Consider the following 21471-nt stretch of genomic DNA (forward strand, 5'->3'; position numbering starts at 1 on the left):
TGAAGGTTATGCCTGAAGGATAGCAAGCCAGAGCGGCACAGGAGGAGAACTATTCACCAAAAAAGCCGTTGCTGCGTGAAGCAACGGCCTCAAACCAGGACTTACTTCTGCACCTCTTCAAAATTCAGCAGGCTGACACCGATGCCCTGCTGCAGGTGATTAAGGTTGCTGCGTACCGCCACCTGGACGGCACCCTGTAGCAGCACAACAAAGGGTGAATCCTGCTGAATGCGGGTTTGCAATCCGGTATAGAGGTTGCGGCGTTTCACAGCATCGCTCTCTCCGGCGGCGGCGCGGGTCTGGGCACTGAGTTCCGGAATGGACCAGCCGACGCGCCAAGCCAGGGTTTTACCGCCGCCTGGCACGTTAGAGGCAAAGGTGCTGGCATTACTGTTAGGGTCGATGTAGTCCGCGCCCCAGTAGGTGAAGATTGCCTGAAAGTCGCGGCTGCGCATTTTGCTCCACAGCTCTGATTCCGCCACCGGCTGGATATCGAGATTCACATCCGCTTTGGCAAAACTCGCCTGCAGCGCCTGCGCCACATCAATATAAGGCGGCTGGTTCACTACCGTGAGCGCGATATGCGTGCCGGGTTTAATGCCGCCTTTTTGCAGTATCGCCTGCGCCTTTTTCAGATCGTAATGGAACGGCGTGCTGTTCAGCGCACCGTCAAAGCCGTCCGGCAGGAAGCTCTGATGGATGCGGTACTGACCTTTCAGCAACTGGTTTGCCAGGCTGTCATAGTCAACCAGCCAGCGTGCCGCCTGCCACAGCGCCGGGTTCCCCAGCGCCGGTTGCTGCGGACTTTGGGTGTTAAAGCCAAGGTAATAGATCAGGCTGGACGGAAAAGCATCGACCCGCACATTGGCAGTATTTTTCAGTGCGGCAATTTGATCCGGGCCGAGCTGACAGGCGACATCCACGTCACCCTGCTGGATCAGCAGACGCCGGGAGCCGGGATCGGCCACACCTTTCAGTAATACGCGCTTCAGATGCGGCTTCTGCGTGCTGTGGGGGTTGGCCTCCAGCACCAGCGCCTGCAGCGGCACGAACTGTTTTATGGCATAAGCCGCACTGCCAGCGGAGTGGTTCTTCAGCCAGGCATTGCCGTAATCGTTGCTGCTGGCGTGTTCCTGCGCCAGTTTACTGTCGACGATGGAGGCGACCGGCGCGGTAAGCAGGCGCAGCGCCAGATCGCTGCCGATCTCCGCGGGCCAGCGCAGCTCAAGCTGGTGGTCATTGATCGCCGTGAATTGCTGATCGATATTTTCCGGCGTCCAGCCAAACTCGCCCAGGATAAAAGAGGGTGCTTTATTGAGTCTGACTGCGCGGGTTAAGGAGAAAACAACATCCTGCGCGGTGAGCGGATGACCGCTGGCGAAATGAGCCTGCGGGTTGAGGTCAAACACCAGGCTGTGGGGCGTTTTCCCGGCCTGCCAGCGTGTGGCGGCCAGTGGCGAGAGCTTCTGCGGGTTCTGATGATCCGGCTCCAGCAGCGTCTGGTAGATATTGCGCAGGCTGCTGGTACTGACGGTTTCAAAACTTTCCGCCGGATCGAAACTGATGATGCCATCGAGTGGCACAGCGACCACCAGAGTGTCAGCAGGCGTGGCGGCATGTGCCGGGTGAACCAGTGCCAGAGCAGTAACCAGTGACAAGAGTGTTTTGCGCATTGAGCATTATCCTGAGCCGTTGATTGCTCTACTGTATCGGGCGCCTGATAATCTCAAAATGCCGGTTTGTTATGAGCTTTGCACAAATATTTGCGTAGCGATTCGGGCAAAGAGACAAAATAAGATAGTGTCTGTCAGTAATTATTTCGTCGTTACTTTAAAATGCACAAAATTAATACGCTTTTACTCATACGATCACAAATTGCGCACTGTCTGATTGTGCGGCTGATAAAGCCACTATAGTGTTAGCGATAAGAAACGCTTTTCTTGTATGGAAGTATGATTTTTTTTTATCGGTTAGCAGACGTGATGATGACAGAGCGAAAATAACACCCTCCATTCTGCGTCGTAACAGCCAAATGCCCGATGTTTATGCGGTTTTATCCCCGATTTCAGCGATGTAAATCTTTTACCTCTCGATAACCCTTCTGCAACACCATGATAAACTTTCACTTCGACATCTTTTTAATTCAATTTTTACATTCAGAAATATTTATATCCCTAATATTGCCAGGTTATTAACCGATAAGTTCCGTTAGTCACCGAACCATAATTTTACCCGCCCTTGTCTGTTTTGCCGTCGTCAGTGCTGTTTGCATTTATCTCTGCGTGGAGTTTCCTGACTCTATTCAGCCTTTCAGCGACATAACAAATTAAACGGGTATTTAGCAGATGAGAGTCGTGCGGATATGCTTTTAGAAAAACCCACCACCAGGCGTAAATTTTTGCTCGGTTCACTGCTGGCGTTGCCATTAAGTGAGCTCGTCCTGAAAGGCATGACTGCGGCACAGGCTGCAGAGATGGCTGCACCCGAGTTAACCGATTACAAACCGATCTTTTTCAGCGCCGATGAGTGGCAATTCATTCTGGCTGCTACCGACCGCCTGATTCCGGCGGGCGGCAAAGGCAAAGCGCCGGGCGCGCTGGAAACCAACGTGCCAATCTTTATCGATCAGCAGCTGCACAGCGAGGCGTTTGGCAGCGAAATCTATCTGCAGGGGCCTTTTAATACCCAGGCGCCGGCCACCATGGGTTATCAGATTCCGTTCCGCCCACAGCAGATGTATCAGACCGGTATTCGGCTGATTAATCAGTGGTCGCAGAACACCCATCAGAAAGCGTTTCATGCACTGACGCTGGAAGAGAAAGATGCGGTGCTGACCCAGGTCAACAAAAACGAGATCGATTTTGCCGCGCTGGGCGAAGCCGATCTTAAACCTTCCCATTTCTTCAGCCAGCTGCTTTCAGATACCAAGCATGGCTACCTGGCCGACCCGATGTACGGCGGTAATAAAGGCATGAAAGCCTGGATCGCCATCGGATTCCCGGGCGCGCGTGCCAGCTTCACCGAATGGGTGAAACAGCACAACGTGCCTTATCCGCTGGGCCCGGTCAGCATCAAAGGTGAACGCGCATAACGCGCTTCCACATCAGGTATTTGAAACAGGATTATCATGGCACAGGTTACTAAAAAAGAAGTCGACGTCGTGGTCTGCGGCCTCGGCTGGGCAGGCTCGCTGATGAGCATCGAGCTGGCGCTGGCCGGTCTGGACGTGCGCGCGCTGGAGCGTGGCGGCGATCGTGATTACGACGAGTTCGCCTATCCAAAACCGGCGGATGAATACGCCTATGCGGTGCGCAACAAAGTGTTTGCGACGCCCGCCGAAGTGGCGGTCACCGTGCGCTACAACAGCAGCCAGACCGCATTACCCACCCGTAAATGGGGCGCGTTTGCACCGGGCACCGGCGTAGGTGGTTCTGGTCTGCACTGGACAGCGGTACTGATCCGTCCGACGCCAACCGATATCAAACTGAAGACCTATGTCGACGAGGCGTATAAGCCGGGCATTCTGCAGGATGATATGCGGGTAATGGACTTCCCGTTCAGCTGGGAAGAGATCGAACCTTATTACTACAAATTCGAACTGATTTGCGGCCAGTCGGGCAACACCGGCAACCTGCGCGGCAAAATCATGGAAGGCGGCGATCCGTTTGAAGGCCCGCGCTCTGAGCCTTATCCGCTGCCTGCACTGGATGACACGTTAAACAACGTAATGTTCAAAGAGGTGGCGACCAGACTCGGTTACCATCCGTTCCCGAACCCGTCAGCCTGTGTGTCGCGTGCATGGAAAAACCCGTACGGCAACCAGATCGCCCCGTGCAACTACTGCGGCTACTGCAGTAAATATCCTTGCCTGAACTACTCCAAGGCGTCGCCGCAGACCGCAGTCATGGATTCGCTGAAGCGCATGCCGAACTTCTCGTATGAAGTGAATGCAGAAGTGATCAAGGTGGTGCTGAACGATGATAAGAAAACCGCGAAAGGCGTGATCTACATCGATGCGCAGGGCAACGAGTGCTTCCAGCCCGCGAAAATCGTGGTGCTGAGCAGCTTCCAGCTCTACAACGTGCGTCTGATGCTGCTCTCCGGCATCGGCAAGCCTTACAACCCGATTACCGAAGAGGGCGTGGTAGGGCGTAACTACGCGTTCCTGTCGAACGGCGGCGCGACGCTGTTCTTCAAAGATAAAAACTTCAATCCGTACGCCACGGCGGGCGCGACCGGCCAGATGTTTAACGATATCTCGCCAGGCAACTTCGACGGTCCTTCGCTCGGCTTCCTGGGCGGTGCGAAGATCCACAGCTCACAGGCGACCGGTACGCCAATCAGCACCGCGCTGCCAAAAGGCACGCCATCCTGGGGCATGGGTTACAAGGAAGGCCTGGAAGAGTGGTACGGTCATTCGATGAAGATCAGCATCACCACCACCTGCCAGTCTTACCGCGATATCTATCTGGATCTCGATCCGAACTACAACGATCACCGTGGTCTGCCACTGCTGCGCATGACGTTTAACTGGAAAGAGAACGAGCTGAAGCTGCAGCAGCACCTGAAAGGCATCGTCGGCAATATCGCGAAAGAGCTGAACCCGGACAGCATGAGCATGAGCTTCCTGCCGATGGGCGCGGACTTCGATCTCACTAAATATGTCTCTACCCACAACGTGGGCGGCGCAGTGATGGGCGATAACCCGAGAACTTCTGCACTCAACAAGTATCTGCAGAGCTGGGATGTGCATAACGTCTTTGTGCCGGGCGGCAACGCCTTCCCGCAGAACTTCCAGGCGAACCCGACCGATACCATCGGTGCAATTACCCTGATGGCGGCGCAGGCGATCAAAGATCACTACCTGAAAAATCCCGGCCCACTGGTACAGGCATAAGCGCATGAATAAGCTGAAACTGAAGTCTTTTATTTTTGCCAACGCGGTGCTGCTGGCCAGTGGATTTGCGCTGCCGGCTCACGCCGAAGATGAAGCGCAACTGATTAAGCAGGGCGAATATCTCTCCCGGCTGGGCGACTGCATGGCGTGCCACTCACTGCCCGGCAAGCCTGCTTATTCAGGCGGACTGGCGATTGAGTCGAACCTCGGCACCATCTTCTCCACCAACATCACGCCCGATAAGCAGCACGGTATCGGCAACTACAGCGAGCAGCAGTTCGCTGACGCGGTACGCAAGGGAGTGCTACCGGATGGATCGCATCTCTATCCGGCGATGCCATACCCTGATTACGCCAAAATCAGCGATGCTGATATCCATGCGCTCTACGCCTATTTCATGAAAGGCGTGCAGCCAAGCGCAGAACAGCCGCCGGAAACCGATCTGAGCTTCCCGTTCAGCCAGCGCTGGGGCATGCGCTTCTGGAACTGGGCGTTCGCGTCAGATAAGCCGTTCCAGCCGATTGGTGGCGCATCAGCCGAGGTTAATCGCGGTGCCTATATCGTGGAGAGTCTGGGCCACTGCGGCAGTTGCCATACGCCGCGCGGTCTGGGCATGAACGAGAAAGCGCTGGACAGTGGTGATGATAAATTCCTGGCAGGCGGCAGCCTGAACAACTGGGATGTGCCGTCACTGCGCGGTTTGCCGCACTGGAGCGAGCAGGAGATCGTGGATTACCTGCAGACCGGCCGTAACGATAAAGCGGCAGTGGGCGGTGAGATGACCTCGGTGGTTGAGCACAGCAGCTCACACATGACTGATGCCGATCTGAAAGCCATCGCGGCCTACCTGAAGTTCCTGGGCGGCAATCCGCCATTGCAGGCGTTCAGTGTGCAGGCGCAGCAGGCAACGGAAGCGAAGCTCACGGCGGCGAAGAACCTCAGCGAAGGGGAGCGTCTCTATCTGGATAACTGCGGTGCCTGCCATTTCGTGACCGGCAAAGGCGCACCCGCGATCTTCCCGGAGCTGGATGGGGCAACCATCGTGAATGCGAAGGATCCAACCGGTCTGATCCATACCATTCTGGCCGGTGCGCAGCAGCCTTCTACGGCGAAAGCACCATCTAAGCTGGCGATGCCGGGCTTTGCCCAGCGTCTGAGCGATGATGAAGTCGCGCAGCTGGCGACTTTTATTCGCCAGGGCTGGAGCAACACCGCGCCAGCGGTGAGTAAAGATCAGGTTGCTGAGGTGCGTAAAACGCTGAAGTAATCAGGCAGTCCCCTCTGCCAGTCAGGAGAGGGGACATTCCGGATCAGTGAAAGGTGCGCACCACTTCCAGCACGCCGTTAATGATGAACTGCACGCCCATGCAGACCAGCAAAAATCCCATCAGGCGCGAGATCGCCTCAATGCCGCTTTTGCCCACCAGCTTCATGATGGCTCCCGAACTGCGCAGAGAGATCCAGAGGATCAGGCTTACCAGCAGGAAGGTCAGCACCGGCGCCACACTAATCACCCAGGCGGGAAAATCAACGCCACTTCTTACCGTCGAGGCGGACGAGATTATCATCGCAATGGTCCCGGGTCCCGCGGTGCTCGGCATCGCCAGTGGCACAAAGGCGATATTCACCGGCTCTTTGGCTTCATCCAGCTCATCCAGTTTCTGCTTAGCTTCAACCGAATGACCCGCAGGCTTGGCCGGAAACAGCATCCGAAAACCGATAAAGGCAACGATCAGCCCACCGGCCATACGCAGACCCGGTATCGAGATGCCAAAGGTATGCAGCACCGCGCTGCCTGCGTACCACGCCACCACCATGATGGCAAAAACATAAATTGACGCCTGGCGCGCCTGCCGGTTCCGCTGCTGGTAATTCATATCACCCGCCAGCCCCAAAAACAGCGCCACGGTGGTGAGTGGATTGGCGAGCGGCAGGATCACGACAAGCCCCAGACTAACGGCTTTAATCAGCTCCAGCATGTCTGCACTCCCTGATTAGTGTTTCGGGCGCTCCAGCGCCTCAAGCAGCTCCGGGAAGAAGTCCTGCAGGATTTCTGGCGTCATCAGTTCGGGATACTGCATCAGATGTTCGCGGATACGCTCGTTGACGTCCGGCAACAGACGCTGAGCCGCAGCACTGGCGGTGATTTTGTGCTTCTTCATGGCGCGCAGCAGATCGCCTGGCAGCGTGTCTTCGTCGTCGGCGTCATCGACCATCTCCAGTGCATCGAGCTCGTCGAACATCTCCATCAGTGCTTCAGTCTGCGGCGTGCGCGACTCATATTCACGCGGATGTTCATCTTCCAGGAAGCGCAGCATGGCGCGCATAGGCGTGCCGTCTGGCGTGGACGGCGGCTCGGTGGCGAACCAGCTCAACAGCTGATGCATGGTGACCTGATGGACGCGGAATCCACTGTCGACCAGCTCATCGGCCAGCAGTTCGGCCGTTTCGTTCTCAATCAGGCAGATGTGCGTGCGTTTGGGTTCATACTGCTCCAGCCACTGGTAGATCTCTTCTATCACGCCATCGTCATACTCGAATTTTTTGCTGAGATAGCTGTCATCCTGTTCGTGAACGCAGGCCTGAATCTGATCGGGGTCGAAGTAAAGTGCGATGTTGATGCCTTTCATGCGTGCTGTCCTGTAGAAACCAAAACAACACTATAGCGCTCAACCCCAGGTTATGGGAATGTCAGGCATCACAGCATGGCGGGGTTTAATGCTCCCCTCAGTGCTGCGAGGGGAGAGATGAATAGGGGGATCAGGAGATAAAGTTTTTACCCTGCTTCAGTACCACGTCGCAGGCTTTGGTTTTGAGCTTCTCACCCATGGGTGAGTTGCTCAGGCTTTGCAGATTCAGCTGCTGGCCATTTCCGGTATTCAGCAGGCCTGCCACGCCCTGGGTGTAATCGGTTTTCTGTTCCTGCGCGGTGGTGGTGTTCAGACCGAGCTTGCTCAGCACCTGATCTTTCACCGACTGCACATTGTTTTTCACCACGTTGTGTTCGACGCAATACTGCATCACACCGGCCGCGTTGGTCATGCTGTTGGCGCTGACCGCTTTGTCGCCGCCGCCCAGCATGCTGGTTATAGAAGAGAGCGACAGACCGCCATTCTGCTGCGTGGTGCTGGTGGTGCTACCATTGTTCTGCTGGCTGAGCTGCGACGCTGCACTGCTCAGCTGATCCTGCCAGCTTGCCGCTGATGCACTGCCTGCCACCAGAAGTGCCGCCACGCCCAAAACCCATGCACTGCGTTGTGCCTGCTTCATCTTAACCTCAGTATCTTCTTATTCAGTTTTGTTAAGAGAGGCTGACGAGCAGAAAGTTCCTGAAATTCTGGTTTAAATAGCGCTTTGAGAATGTTCTGTAAATGAGCGGGAGGCATTTGGATGAGTCAGGATAATATTGTTTCGTGATGAGATTTTGTTGTTGGGTAATAAGCGCGGTACTGCTGAGAAATTAATTGATATTTTTTTGGAGTTTTTCAGGCGTCGTGTTGGTTGAATGAATTTATCATATCTCTTATTTGAGAGTTCCAGTAGTCGATGCTTAAAGTTTGTTAGTGTTTACATGTGAAATTATTTTTTTATACCGGGTTGTATTGTGTTTATTTATCACGGTGTAAATAACAGGCGCATGAGTGAAATTTAATTCAGAGAGTAAAATTCGGCTAAAAATTTCTTTATCCTGTCTGGCGAACATCACCATATTCACGTTTTATCGACCCTGTTCCGCAAGAGGCAGGCAGGGGGTCATAAAATATCTGGTCTGAGCTCACGACGACTTAAGCTGGTTGTCCGGGCTTAAGTCAGTGCAGGTTAACGGCGGTCTGGCTTTTCAGCAATCAGATGAGTCAGGCCATAAACAACCAGTCCTGCGACAAGAACCAGCAGCGGAGCAATGATGCGCATGGCACCTTCGTTCAGCGTGGCAGCCAGAAATATGCCCACGACCATAGCCATTAATACCAGGCCGCCGGACAATTCGGCGATGAGCTTACGAAGAAGTCTAATAATTTTCGATAGCATTAATAAATTCTCTGGAGGCCGAGGGGTTTTTACGTAGCATTTCACCCATTCTGATGAAGTTCTGCAGGGGTTCTTCAAACATGAAATAGAGCATGTCGTCGTCGTTGACCCGCAGTTTCCGCCACAGTTCAGGGCTTTGCATCTGAAGTCGCCTGTAGGCTTCACAGGCGCGGGAAATGACGCCCTGAGCGATAACGCCACCAGTCAGGCCACCGGTCAGGCCCCGGAGTGCCACGCGGGAAATGAATGACAGCATAACGCCACTGATGACCTTTGATCCCAGGTAAGAAGACAATGTTAGTTGCGTAGCCGTCCGGCTGGTCATTGACGTTGCATTGCCTATAAGCTTGTCATAAACCTTACGCAGTGCGGGTTCGGGAAGATACTGCAGCGAATCATCAATGATGATATTAACGATTTTCGCTATCTTATTTCTGTCCCTGAAAGTCTGGTAGACAGCCCGGCCAACGCGGACGTCGTCATGCATATTGCGTGACTGAATGCGTCTGCCACCATCAGAAAGGTTTAAATCCTGAAAGGTTCGCTCCAGTCCCAGATAAAAATCCATTGGTACTGAAACCACGCCCGATAAGACTGAACTGGCGAGCATTTTTGCGTCCATTGCTTTTCCCCGGAAGCCGTGTCCTCTGATACGTAAACATTAAAATATTGTAACTACCATGGCAATCTTTTGACGGTCAGGGCCGCGCCAAAATGACAATTATTAAAGATTTTATGTAAAAAATTTCTGTAAAGTTTCTACGGATAACCGGCGTGCAAAACCGTGACCACAAAGAGAGCCTGACTGAGAAGGTGAAGGATAAAGCCAGCGAAGTGAAGGATAAGGTCGAAAATAAACTGCATCATGACCATACGCATTGAGGCGACGGACCTGACAACAGGCGATGATGGGCAGATTTGATGCTCGATGCTGATCATGCAAGATGCAAGAAGGAGCCAACCGACAGGTTGAATCTTTGCGTTGGTGGGCGGTAAAAACTGATAACGGCATCATATCTTCTTCGATATAATCAGGAGCTATCCGTACAGGTCGGGTCATTTAAATGCATCAGTTTGTTTATTTTATTTTCTCACTTCTGTCGTTAGCTTTCTTCATTTTGCTCATCTGGTATTGCTTCAAGCCTTTGCCCCTTAAAAAAGGGCTCCCTCCTTCTCCAGGAATGATGAAAAAGATCTCGGCTAACACCCCGATATTGAAAAGATTGGGCATGAACACGGAAGATTATTACTATGACTGCGACTTCCTGTATCAGCAGCGCGAAGGCGAAACGCTTTGCAAAGTTCCGCTGAAGAATATTATCAGGATAAAAGTCAGCGGAACTGAAGTCAGTAATCGCCGGGTATGGCTTGTTCGTTACGTCACCGGATCTTATAGCACCGAAAGGGAGTTCAGAGTCCTGAACAACTACACCCTTTTTAATCGGGAGTTTGTTGGTTTTCTTGCCGCCGTGAAAGAGGCCAATCCAGCGGCTGAGGTGCAGGAAATGACCCTGACGCGACTGTAAAACGGCAGGGAGGTGTGGCACTTCTGCGCCTGTTTTGACCCGTGGTGAGAGCGATATCAGCACTGATATCAGAAATAAAACATAAGGGAATAAAGTGAACTGTAAACCGATGCTTTTCATGCTGGCGATGCTCTCCCTCTCGGCTCAGGCCGCGCAGAGCGCAAGAACCCTTGAGCACAAAGACTGGGAAGTTGCCTGTGATAACACGTTGACCTGCCGCATTGCCGGTTATGGCAAAGAAGAGGATCCCTCCGGCTCCATCCTGCTCACCCGTGATGCGGGTCCTGGAATCGAGCCAACAGGAGAAGTGACGCTGGGCGACACCGAAGATGACAGCGAACCGGCGGAAAAGCTGACGCTCTGGATCGACGGTAAACCAGCGGGCGATCTTCTGGCTGCTGATGACAACTGGCAAATGTCGGCCAGCCAGACCTCTGCGGTAATTAAGGCAGTGAAAGGCAGCGGTAAAGTAGAATTTAAAGGCGGCTCCAAACCTTTCATGCTTTCCAATGAAGGCGCTTATGCCGTGCTGCTAAAAGCGGACGACGTGCAGGGCCGTATCGGCACGTCAGGCGCGCTCACCAAAAAGGGCAATAAACCGGAAAGCAGTGTGGCTAAGGCTGTGCCCGCACCCGTAATACAGGCGGCAAAAACTCTCAGCGGTGAACCCCGTTTGTTGACCGATCCAGAAATCGCTGCGCTGAAAACCCGACTGCTTTCGACGGTTAATCGTAATGACGATGACACGTGCGACAGCCTGTTTACATCGGCAGAGAACATCGACCCGGAAACCGACGGACCCACGCTTACGCCACTGGATGACAGCCACGCGTTACTTTCGGCGCTCTGCTGGCGAGCTGCGTATAACGAAGGCTATGGCTACTGGGTTATTGATAACCAGCTTAAAGGTCAGCCGGTGCTGGTGACCGTTTCCGGGTCCGATTACGACAAGGGCGAGATCACCAGTGTGCAGAAAGGCCGGGGCATCGGCGACTGCATGAGCCAGGAAAGCTGGGTATGGGACGGTCAGGCATTCCGCAAAAGCTATGACGGCGGGACCGGCATGTGTCGTTATATCCACGCGGGCGGCACCTGGGATCTACCTGTGTTCGTAACGGATGTGAAGCCTGTTTCAGGTTAGATGGTTTGTAATGTGAGTAGAACCTGAGAGCCAAAAGACGTTTTTTTCAGCAGTTGCACCGTCGCCTGCGGATAAGGGTTGCGGAAACAGGGGGTAACGGTATAATCCTCAACGTTTTCCGCATACCCTTCAGTGCCGAAGTGGCGAAATCGGTAGACGCAGTTGATTCAAAATCAACCGCCGCGAGGCGTGCCGGTTCGATTCCGGCCTTCGGCACCAGTATGCAAATTAAAGTCGCTTAAGGGCGGCTTTTTTTGTGTCTGAACTCCAGTATTTACCCATCATTCCCGCTATATTTACTCTCTCAAGGTCAACCGACTTCAATGTACATCTACCAACACATGTTGGTACAGATGATGGTATTTCCGGTTCGATAATGCTTGTACCAACAGGGAGGGGATAAGCATGGCTCTAACTGATATCAAAGTCAGAACAGCCAAGCCAATGGATAAGCAATACAAACTGACCGATGGCAGCGGTATGCACCTGCTTGTCCATCCTAATGGTTCTAAGTACTGGCGTTTGCAGTACCGCTTTGGTGGAAAGCAAAAGATGCTGGCACTTGGGGTATATCCTGAAATCACATTGGCGGATGCTAGATCACGCCACGACGAAACGCGTAAGCTGTTGGCGAATGGCGTCGATCCAGGAGACAAAAAGAAAAGTGATAAGGTTGAGCAGAGAAAAGCCCATACTTTTAAAGAGGTGGCGATTGAGTGGCATAGCACCAATAAAAAGTGGTCTGAAGATCATGCCCATCGTGTGCTAAAAAGCCTGGAAGATAATCTCTTCGCAGAGCTCGGGGAGCGTAATATCACGGAATTAAAGACTCGCGATTTATTAGCACCTATTAAAGCCGTGGAGATGTCTGGACGTCTTGAGGTTGCTGCCCGTCTTCAACAGCGAACCACAGCAATCATGCGTTATGCTGTGCAGAGTGGATTGATTGATTATAACCCCGCTCAGGAGATGGCTGGGGCAGTTGCTTCTGGAAACAGGCAACATTGTCCGGCACTGGAGTTAAAGCGCATCCCTGAGTTACTTGAGAAAATAGATGGCTATACCGGCAGGCCGCTAACCCGCTGGGCAACAGAACTTACTTTGCTTATCTTTATTCGCTCCAGTGAGCTGCGTTTTGCTCGCTGGTCAGAGATAGATTTTAAAACGTCAATGTGGACAATCCCGCCGGAACGAGAGCCTATTCCTGGAGTGAAACATTCTCATCGCGGTTCAAAAATGCGCACACCGCATCTGGTTCCGCTTTCTAAGCAGGCATTGGCGATCCTGAAATAGATAAAAAACAGTTTTGTGGGGAGCACGAGCTGATTTTCATTGGCGATCACGACCCGCGTAAACCCATGAGCGAAAACACGGTTAACAGTGCCCTACGGGTTATGGGTTACGACACTAAAGCTGAGGTTTGCGGTCACGGCTTTCGTACAATGGCCTGTAGTTCGTTAATTGAGTCAGGGCTATGGTCGAAGGATGCGGTTGAAAGGCAGATGAGCCATATGGAACGCAATTCGGTGCGGGCGGCGTATATCCATAAAGCGGAACATCTGGATGAGCGCAAGTTGATGTTGCAGTGGTGGGCTGATTTTCTGGATGCGAACCGGGAGAAAGGGATTACGCCGTTTGACTATGCGAAGATCAACCGGGGAGCAGGTCACAGGAGGAACATATCAAAAACAGGCAGATACACAATTTAAATTACAGTCTCTTTCATCGATTTTTGTCCATTATGATGACACTCTATATTCGTATTGAAATCACAGTAATACAGTGCATTTTTTAGTAATATTAAACCTATTGATTATTTTAAGGAATAATGACCGTTGAAATTTGCACAAGCTCTCAGCATTCTCTCAAAGTCTTCACCGTATGCGGTCAGTACCGAGAGAGAGCACTATCAAGATCACCTCGTTGGATTCAAGAGATACATATACATCACGACAGATATAGAAGCGGATTTTAATAAAGCACTCCTATCTGCTAAGTCCAATCAAGTCATCTTCCTATGCGGAAGTAGTGGTGATGGCAAGTCTGAGATCTTGACGCAGTACAGCCAAAAGCACAAAGTGACTCATGACTTCCATTTGGATGCGACTCACAGCTTCAATCCAAGCCAGACAGCAATTCAAGCTCTTGATCAAAGATTCACCCAGTTCAAGCAAAGTCATAAACCACTTGTTGTGGGTATTAACGTTGGTATGCTCGGCAATTATGCAGAAGAAGGTTCCGAAGAGCATAGCGACATCAAAAAGGTGCTCAGAGACTTTCTCTCTCGTAAGCGATCAGCAATTCCAAAGCAGTACGTATTCTTGGATTTTGAAGACTATCCAAAATTCACCTTCAATGCTGAGGGCTGTGCATCAGACTTTGCAGAAAAATTTCTAAAAAGATTGACAGCACAAACGCTTGAGAATCCTTTCTATGCGCTTTATGACAAAGAGCTCAAATCTCTAGGTCATACTCGCCTGACGGCAAACTATGCGCTGCTGAGTCGCCCTTCAGTTCAGGAATCTCTGATCGGCTTATTACTCAAAGCCCGTCTTATCAAAGATCAGTTCCTCACGGCCCGAGCGTTACTGGATTTCATTTTCCAGTTGCTCGCGGCGGATGGCTACTTGTTCGACAACTTGTTTGCAGGCAGTGATAACGAGCTGTTATCCCGTATACAGGGTTTTGACCCAAGTAATCTGCACACGCGCACCGTCGATGAGTTTGTGCTTCAGCATGAGCTGGGCATTGAAGATGAGTGTTTCAATGCGTTTAGATCTAAAATTAACGAGCTTGGTTTTTACGAGGTAACCAAAGCAACGTCTTTTCTTCGCCTTTTCTATTTGCTTCGGGGTGACAAAGAGCTCAGCAATGAGTTTGTAACGCCTATCCAAAACGAGTTCACAAACAATCTGGTAGAAACCTATGCATCTGTCTGGATGCGACATCGTGATTTCGATGGTTCAGGAAAGATGCGCAAACTGCTTGGCAGTTTCTACAAAGAAACGCTGATCGCAGCGCTTCACCGCTATTGTAATCGTCATGCCCCAACACTCGACAAAGACGAGTATTTAGTTTCTGAGCTTAATGGCTACAAAACGGCGGTGTCTCTTGAAGTTAAGGCCGATTTTTCAGCAATACAAAACAGTACACTCGAAAAAATAGGCACCTTCAATGTGTATCTGAAAGTCGATGAACAATCGCTTAAGCCAATGCCAATTAGCGTCAAACTACTTGAGCTTTTGGTCAAGATTGGGCAGGGATATCGCCCTAACAAGCACGACAAAAATGCTGTTTTGTTACTTGATGAAGCATTGGAACAGATGCTGACAGTAGCTAAGCTAAAAGAGACCTTTTTTATTCTCAAGGGTGATAAGCGCTACAAAATCGTGAAAGAAGAAAGTGACTATTTTGAAGTGAGTGGTATGCACTAATGACGACCGATAATTTCACATTACTGATAAAGGCCGGTTTGCCACAAACGGTAGCTGATAAGTTCCAAAATAAGAATACGTTGAGCAGTTACATTCCCATTCGTACGCAAGGCAATGATTTTGACTGGTCATCAGTCGTGGGCTTAGTCCTGCGTGGATTACTTTGTAAAAAAATAGAAAAGTACAATTACCAAGATTTTACTGCGGATTGCAAAAACAACTTACAAAAAAAATTGGGTGAAGAGGAATTTTGGAGTGTAATTGAAGATATGTATTTCACTAATGAAAATATATTCTCAGTAACCCCTGAGTTTCTGTTGTTTAAGAGCCAGAAGAGTCAAGATAACAAGTACACGCGCGACATGCGAATGGCATCCTTGTTTATTAACTTACTTCAAGGACAGCAAATTGAACGATTTGAATCTAACTTAAACTTCCTCGAAGAGGAGTTTCTTAAAACGCTTTTAGACAAAACAAAGTCAGATAGTGACAAGGACTTCCAAGTGACCGAGTCACCATATTTGCCCTATATAGCAGAGGCGTTTAAACGTGACCTCGAGTTTTTAACTGGTTATCCGAAATACCTGTTGGATGAGTTCGAGCGTTTCTTGGCATTCTATGGCTTTGCTTACACGGCTCAATTAAGCCTATCGTTGTCGGATTGGAAAACAGGTGAAGCCCCAACCGCGAAACCGCTGTATTTCATCATGGATCATGAGCGCGCCAGCAGTGAACGTATCCATATCAAAAAGCACGGTTACAAGCTTTTTAGCGAATCGTCTTTCAAGCTGTTTCCCTTCCTCTCTATGCTGGAAAATCTTCAACCAAACCCAGAAAAATTAAAAAAACCTTTGTGGCAATTGGCAAAGGATATTAAGAGTTCAGAGCGGAGTGATCTGGCTGGGTATATTGAAAATTACGCAAAAATGTTTCGCCATAACAGAAAACTTGAAACAGCAATACCTGAAAAAGCAGAAACCGCAATTGATTGGTTGGAATATGCTTTGAAGCTTGCTGAAGAACAGTTCAGAGACCCTAAAACCGACCGTCCGGGGACTATCAAAAAATATATTAAAGCGGTTGAAGAAAACATGGCTACTGGCTTCGTGCAAGCTCGTGGTCGCTCTGGTCGGGTGTTAGTACTCACTCAAGACCACATTATTTTGCTTACTAACCTGGTGGTGGGTAAGGAAGAAAAGCTTCGCTTCCATGAGCTGATAATTGGCTTACAGCAACGGGGGATTTTTGTTGATAAGCAGACAGAACAAGAGCTTATTAAGTTCTATGAGCGAATTGGCAACGTTGAACGCATGAGTGATAGTGGAGATGCAGTGTATGTGCGCAAAACAATTTGAATCGTTTCTGGTTGAGCAGTTTTTACTGCACGCGAAAGGAAACATTCGCGCAGGCTATCGCTACCAGTTTAACTCTCCTGACCATGCTAATAGTCAGCGACTTTTCGATGCGCTCTTAGCGCGAAAAGGAGGAGAGAGCGAAGCTCGCAATGGTGTAGCGCTGAGCTATTTAGACTTAGAAGACTGCAAAGTGGTGCCAGTGCTTCATAGCGAAGATGCGTGTGAAACGGGCTTTACCGAAAACTACATCTCTAATTTGCGTGACGAAATAGCAAGCCAGGAAGGTCCGTTGAAGGGCTGTGCACTGGTGGTGATTCACAATAGTCGCCTAGATACTCTCATCAACTCGGCGGAAGATCTTGGCCAGTCTGGCCAGGTGTGGAGTCCAGGGAAAATCAAATTCGCTCTTAGTGGCTTTATTGAGCAATCTGACAAATCTCGAGACGTTTCGCTTTGCCTTTTGGACGACCAATTTGACGCGATTTTGGAAGATGGTGCGACCATGTTCGGTTTCGAGTCTTTATACAAGGCAGTTGAGGATGGCGAGCTGTGTTTCAGCGAGCTAGGCATGTTTGAGGATCCTTTTGTTGCTGAGTTATCGGGCAATAAAAAACAGATCAAACAGCGCCTAGAAGAAAACCGTACGCTTTACCAAGAGTTGTCGTTTGAAGTAGAGCATTTTGGTCAGCAACTCGAAGAAAGGCTGAAAGGCTTTAGTAGTAGGTTTATCAAAGAACATTTTTCTGACGATGGTTGGAAAGATGTGGAGTTTGAAACTTATCGAGAAGAGATCAAAAGGAATAAGATTCAGAACCTTAAGCATGAAGGTGAAGACGAGACCAATAATGCGCAAGTGATTGGTCGCTACCCAAAAGAAACTAAAGCAGGATTGCGTGACCGTCACTTGATTATTGCACTGGAAGAAGGGCAAAGTGAGTTTGAACTTAAACTGAGCTTTTCTGGCATCAGCGATTTAAGAAAAGAGCAGTTTAAAGTCTTGCCAGCGAATGCACTTGGCAAACAAGAAGTCATCAGCACGCGCCAAACTAGTAAAGGGGCAAACGCTACTCTAGCAGCTAGTTATGCCAATGAGCCTTTGTTTTTCACGCTAGCATTGAAGCGTGACAATACCTCTGAACACCATAACTTCCGTTGCTTGGTTGTCAGAAAAGGCGAGTTTCACCTCGAGGCATTCAAAAACATTTTCGCCGTTGAGCCTTCAAAAAAACGCCTTACCTTGAAAACGGTAGACAACAGCTTGGTTATTAACCCGGCGCTAACTGCAAACCGAAGCCTAGATGATGTCGGTGAAGTGATTGACCGCGCAGAATTTGGTGTTGTCGATTTTGAATCTTTGGCCAACGAGTCAGAAGAAATCAGCTTTGTGGTGAAATCAGGTGATAATTCCCTGACATTTTATATTGAGGGTGAACAGGTAGAAAGCAGCCTGTCCTTCCCATTGCTGCTTAACCAATCTCGCTTCCACAAATTGTTTGACGATCACGTGTTTGGCGAGCTTTATCCGAGTAAAGACGTTGTCGCGATCGATCATAGTGAATTTCGCGTCATGGAGCCGCGCATTAGCCTACTTCGTTGGGAAGAGTGTTTCGTTCAGCAAAAGCAAGTCTACCTAGCGGAATCCAGCAGCATGGCGTTGGAACAGTTAAGGTCTATTGATGACGGTCTTCACTCAGCATATCAAGCACTGTTTGACTATCTAGCGAGCCGACGAACAACTATTTCGTTGGTTTCGTGGGGGCCTATATTTACGGCACTCGTGAAAGCGACCGTGGATGCATTCCTTGATTATTTCAACGCGATCCCAACTGGTGGCATGCTTACCAAAGAGCAAAAGCTTGTGATGCAAATCGGTTTGGTTCGCGAGAATGGTGAAGAATATTACTCGCCATTCCACCCAATGGTGTTGGCTTACTACTTAAATCTTTGTAATGAAATGCAAAAAGATGACAGCTTTGCTGACTTGCCAACTGTCACGTTCAATCGCTTGGGGCCAAGTGGACTGCTTCCGTATGTCTATCATCCCAAGCATGGATTTGCCTACAACCAGCAAGTAACAGAAAACGGGTTTTGGGTTAAAAGTGTCCCTCACCAGAAAAGTTGTCTGAAGTTCGTTCGCAAGCTGGTTAAAGAAAAGATCAACGAGTTCCAAAAAGCGTTTCGCCACTTGTTTACCGGCTCAGAGAAGAGTGTGTTGGTGAATGCCGTGAATCAAGATCGTGCAGAAGAGTTATTCCTCGGTTTGGTTGACTATGTAAAAGATAACCTCGATAAAGCGGCATCAATTCATGTCAACCTCTACGATGATGAGCTGGTTTTCAATGCATTTGACCAGTTTGCAGAAACGTTCAATTACGAAAAATTAAAGTCTTGGTTGGAATTGGACCGAGAGAAAGTGCGAGAAAATGCCGACACCATTATCGATATTCTGCGAACCCGGCTAACTTACAGCAAGTTTACCAATGCTCAAAGTGAACGCGAAGGGCAAGCCTACTCGCACCTGTCTTTTTTCAGAAACAACGACAACGTGAAGTTAACGACCTTGAGCGTTGACGACATGCCTAGTGGTATTGCGTGTGATGGTCTGCTGACGGGCGACGCTTCTAAAAGTGATGAAGGCTCATACTTCACTGCATTTGGTTTGCAAAACGTTCAATATAGTAACCAACCACACTTGGAAATAGCGAAGTATGTTGGCTCGTTAATAGAACCAGCATTTAAGTCCAGCACACAATACACGGGGGCCAATGCTCCTGCTCTTGCGGTCAGTGAAGACTTTAAATCTCTGCTAGCGCGCTCTTATGACAGCTCGATTTGGACCACCATCATCGACCCGAAAGTGACGCTAGACTTCTTCCACGCCAATCAATGTATCGTGCTTATTCATTATTCTGATCAGTACACCAGCTCAGCCAGCTACGATGCGATAACCGTGACGGCACAACGTGGTTTGTTCGAAAGGGTGGTTGCACAAAGTGGCGGCAAGCAGATTAACGAGTTCAATGCCTTCAATGGTGATTGGCTACTGAAGATGTTGACTTGCAACGACACCATTCGCAAAGAGCGAACTGGCATTATCGGCGCCTATAAATTTGCGACGTGTCTGGTGCACCAATCTGATATCACCTGGGTTCCGCTCTCAGTTGGTGAAATGATCCGCGTGTCGGGTAACATCGGCCTGAAAATGACCGACAGTGACTTCTCACGCAATGTGCAGAGATATAAAAAAGGCGCGATTTCAGATGATATACTGCTGGTGGGCTTTAAAGAGGGTAACCTTTATTTGCTTCCTGTCGAAGTGAAAGCAGGCTCCACGCCAGACTACAAAAAAGCAGTACAGCAAGCGAATGAGCTTCGCCGCTATCTCACAGAGCTTTTGAGCGACGAGACACTGGCGTCGAAGCTATACCGAGGCTTGTTTATCCGCCAAGTGTTGATGCAAATCGACAAATACCGTCTGTACAACGTATTCAGCAATGACTATTTCGAAGCCCTGCTGGCAGAGAAAGAAGAGTGGCTACGCGGTAACTACGCGATTGCGGAGCTTGATAACTATCCAGCAGGTCTAGTGGTTAGCCACCTTGAAAGCGGAAGCTGTTTCGAACCTGGCTATAACATGCAGGATGGCGTGTTGAAGGTTGACCTTCCTATGTCTTTGCTGCCTTCACTGGTGCAACACCCGCTTCAAGTATTAATGAACGAAAAGGACATCGCACAGATCTGCCATGTGCCGGCGGAGTATATGTTGGTGGGGCAGACAGCTTTGAAAAAAAGAGAGTCGCTCGTTCCATTAGACGTTGTGGTCGATAAGCCAGAGGATTTAAAACCGAACCTCCAAACAGAGGAGCCGTCAAAGTTAGCTGCAGAGCCAACCCCAGATTATGCGAGTGAATGCCGAGTTGAAATTGGTCAGAATACGCTTACCGGCGAAAAAGTTTTCTGGGAATACGGGCACAAGGATTTAGCAAACCGTCACCTGATCATTTTTGGTAGCTCAGGGCAGGGTAAGACCTACTGTATACAAGGTTTGTTGATGAGCTTGGCCGATGCTCAAATTCGGTCGCTGGTTATTGATTATACAAACGGATTCTTGCCGAATCACCTTGAGCCGGAGTTTATTGAACGAACAAATCCTAAATCCAATATTCTTTGTAATGAGCCATTTGGTATGTCGCCATTTAGAGCTCAAAAGCAAGATTTTGGCGGGATTTTTCTCGAAGAGAAGCCTCATATGGTTGCTGGAAGGGTAGCCTCTGTTTTTAACAAGGTATATTCGACAATTGGCGAGCGCCAGATCGCAGTGCTCAATGAAGTGATTGAATCTGGTGTCCAACGATATGGTAGTGCTTATAGCTTACAGAATATGTTAGATGACCTAAACGAGGAAGAAACTGCAGGACCAGCACTTGCAAGCAAGCTGGCTCCTCTTGTTAAGTCTAACTTGTTTTCATCTGACAGTGATAAAAGTTGGAATGATGTGTTTGAGAGTGAACATCACCGCTCAACAATTATGCAACTTGCGTCGCTTAACCACGATATTTCAATGCTTTGTACTGAGTTTTTACTTTGGGATCTATACTCCTACGCATGTAGTTACGGTAGTAAGGAAAAACCGATTCCTATTGTATTGGATGAAGTGCAGAACCTCGATCATCGCCTGGAGAGCCCATTGGGCAAAATGTTAACGGAAGGACGCAAGTTTGGGGTATCCCTGATTCTGGCGACTCAAACGCTAAGTATGCTGCGTAAAGATGAGCAAGATCGTTTATTCCAGGCGTGTCACAAGCTGATTTTTGCACCAGCAAAAACAGAGACAAAGACGTACGCGAAAATTCTTGAACTGAGCATGCCAGGTACAAAGCAGGCTGAGTGGGAAAAGCAACTAGGAGACCTATCCAAAGGACAGTGTTTATCAGTTGGCTACCATTTGGATAACGGTCAGTTGAAGATGAGTGTTAAGAAAGTGAAGGTTTCCTCCATGTTATCCCGCCTGAACAATTCTAAGGGTTGAGCCTGGTAGGTCTATGGATCTTAGCTTTCTGAAAAATTAGTTAATTTCGTGCTGGCGGCG

At 49.7% G+C, this 21471-nt stretch carries 14 protein-coding genes, 1 tRNA gene and 1 pseudogene; 10 read left to right on the plus strand and 6 right to left on the minus strand.

The annotated features are described in order from the left end of the window. Positions 1 to 101 precede the first annotated feature (101 nt). Positions 102 to 1673, minus strand: coding sequence for an ABC transporter substrate-binding protein (locus tag AC6I77_RS02380; RefSeq protein ID WP_140033754.1), 1572 nt, complete (start codon positions 1671 to 1673; stop codon positions 102 to 104). A 689-nt stretch (positions 1674 to 2362) separates the two neighbouring features. Between AC6I77_RS02380 and AC6I77_RS02385 the strand changes: the two genes are divergently transcribed. Genes AC6I77_RS02385 through AC6I77_RS02395 form a run of 3 tightly spaced genes read left to right on the plus strand, consistent with a single transcriptional unit; the run spans position 2363 to position 6164 of the window. Continuing rightward, positions 2363 to 3091, plus strand: coding sequence for a gluconate 2-dehydrogenase subunit 3 family protein (locus AC6I77_RS02385; RefSeq protein ID WP_008925470.1), 729 nt, complete (start codon positions 2363 to 2365; stop codon positions 3089 to 3091). A gap of 36 nt (positions 3092 to 3127) precedes the next feature. Next, the gene (locus AC6I77_RS02390; protein ID WP_140033755.1) at positions 3128 to 4897 is read left to right on the plus strand and encodes a GMC family oxidoreductase; all 1770 of its coding nucleotides are present in this window, start codon (positions 3128 to 3130) and stop codon (positions 4895 to 4897) included. Between the two features lie 4 nt (positions 4898 to 4901). Further along, complete coding sequence (locus AC6I77_RS02395; RefSeq protein ID WP_140033756.1) at positions 4902 to 6164, plus strand: c-type cytochrome; 1263 nt, start codon at positions 4902 to 4904, stop codon at positions 6162 to 6164. A 43-nt stretch (positions 6165 to 6207) separates the two neighbouring features. Here AC6I77_RS02395 and AC6I77_RS02400 read toward each other — a convergent pair whose 3' ends face one another. The 5 genes from AC6I77_RS02400 to AC6I77_RS02420 all read right to left on the minus strand — a co-directional run bounded on the left by AC6I77_RS02400 (position 6208) and on the right by AC6I77_RS02420 (position 9548). Further along, a complete protein-coding gene (locus AC6I77_RS02400) occupies positions 6208 to 6876 on the minus strand; it encodes a MarC family NAAT transporter (protein WP_003850965.1) in 669 nt (222 codons plus the stop codon). Between the two features lie 15 nt (positions 6877 to 6891). Next, on the minus strand, positions 6892 to 7527 hold the full coding sequence (locus AC6I77_RS02405; RefSeq protein ID WP_003850964.1) for a hypothetical protein: 636 nt from the start codon (positions 7525 to 7527) through the stop codon (positions 6892 to 6894). Positions 7528 to 7657: 130 nt separating this feature from the next. Next, complete coding sequence (locus tag AC6I77_RS02410; RefSeq protein WP_105099515.1) at positions 7658 to 8167, minus strand: YjjA family protein; 510 nt, start codon at positions 8165 to 8167, stop codon at positions 7658 to 7660. Between the two features lie 549 nt (positions 8168 to 8716). Further along, entirely contained in the window at positions 8717 to 8860 is a 144-nt protein-coding gene (locus tag AC6I77_RS02415) for a hypothetical protein (protein ID WP_497816689.1), read from the minus strand. Between the two features lie 46 nt (positions 8861 to 8906). Further along, positions 8907 to 9548, minus strand: a complete 642-nt coding sequence (locus AC6I77_RS02420) for an Ssp6 family T6SS pore-forming effector (protein ID WP_497816690.1) — start codon at positions 9546 to 9548, stop codon at positions 8907 to 8909. Between the two features lie 442 nt (positions 9549 to 9990). Between AC6I77_RS02420 and AC6I77_RS02425 the strand changes: the two genes are divergently transcribed. The 7 genes and pseudogenes from AC6I77_RS02425 to dptH all read left to right on the plus strand — a co-directional run bounded on the left by AC6I77_RS02425 (position 9991) and on the right by dptH (position 21411). After that, the gene (locus AC6I77_RS02425; RefSeq protein ID WP_497816691.1) at positions 9991 to 10452 is read left to right on the plus strand and encodes a hypothetical protein; all 462 of its coding nucleotides are present in this window, start codon (positions 9991 to 9993) and stop codon (positions 10450 to 10452) included. A gap of 109 nt (positions 10453 to 10561) precedes the next feature. Further along, a complete protein-coding gene (locus tag AC6I77_RS02430; RefSeq protein ID WP_485523455.1) occupies positions 10562 to 11593 on the plus strand; it encodes a DUF1176 domain-containing protein in 1032 nt (343 codons plus the stop codon). A 134-nt stretch (positions 11594 to 11727) separates the two neighbouring features. Then, a tRNA-Leu gene (locus AC6I77_RS02435) sits at positions 11728 to 11812 on the plus strand. A gap of 186 nt (positions 11813 to 11998) precedes the next feature. Next, positions 11999 to 13302, plus strand: a pseudogene (locus AC6I77_RS02440) (tyrosine-type recombinase/integrase). A gap of 126 nt (positions 13303 to 13428) precedes the next feature. Further along, positions 13429 to 15027: a DNA phosphorothioation-dependent restriction protein DptF gene (gene dptF / locus AC6I77_RS02445; RefSeq protein WP_485523406.1), complete on the plus strand. Its 1599-nt coding sequence runs from the start codon at positions 13429 to 13431 to the stop codon at positions 15025 to 15027. Beyond that, positions 15027 to 16382: a DNA phosphorothioation-dependent restriction protein DptG gene (gene dptG / locus AC6I77_RS02450; protein ID WP_485523407.1), complete on the plus strand. Its 1356-nt coding sequence runs from the start codon at positions 15027 to 15029 to the stop codon at positions 16380 to 16382. The genes dptF and dptG overlap by 1 nt, the downstream gene beginning before the upstream one ends. After that, entirely contained in the window at positions 16363 to 21411 is a 5049-nt protein-coding gene (dptH, locus tag AC6I77_RS02455; protein ID WP_485523408.1) for a DNA phosphorothioation-dependent restriction protein DptH, read from the plus strand. The genes dptG and dptH overlap by 20 nt, the downstream gene beginning before the upstream one ends. Positions 21412 to 21471 lie beyond the last annotated feature (60 nt).

The organism is Pantoea sp. X-Soil-ISGK-259, assembly GCF_059730705.1.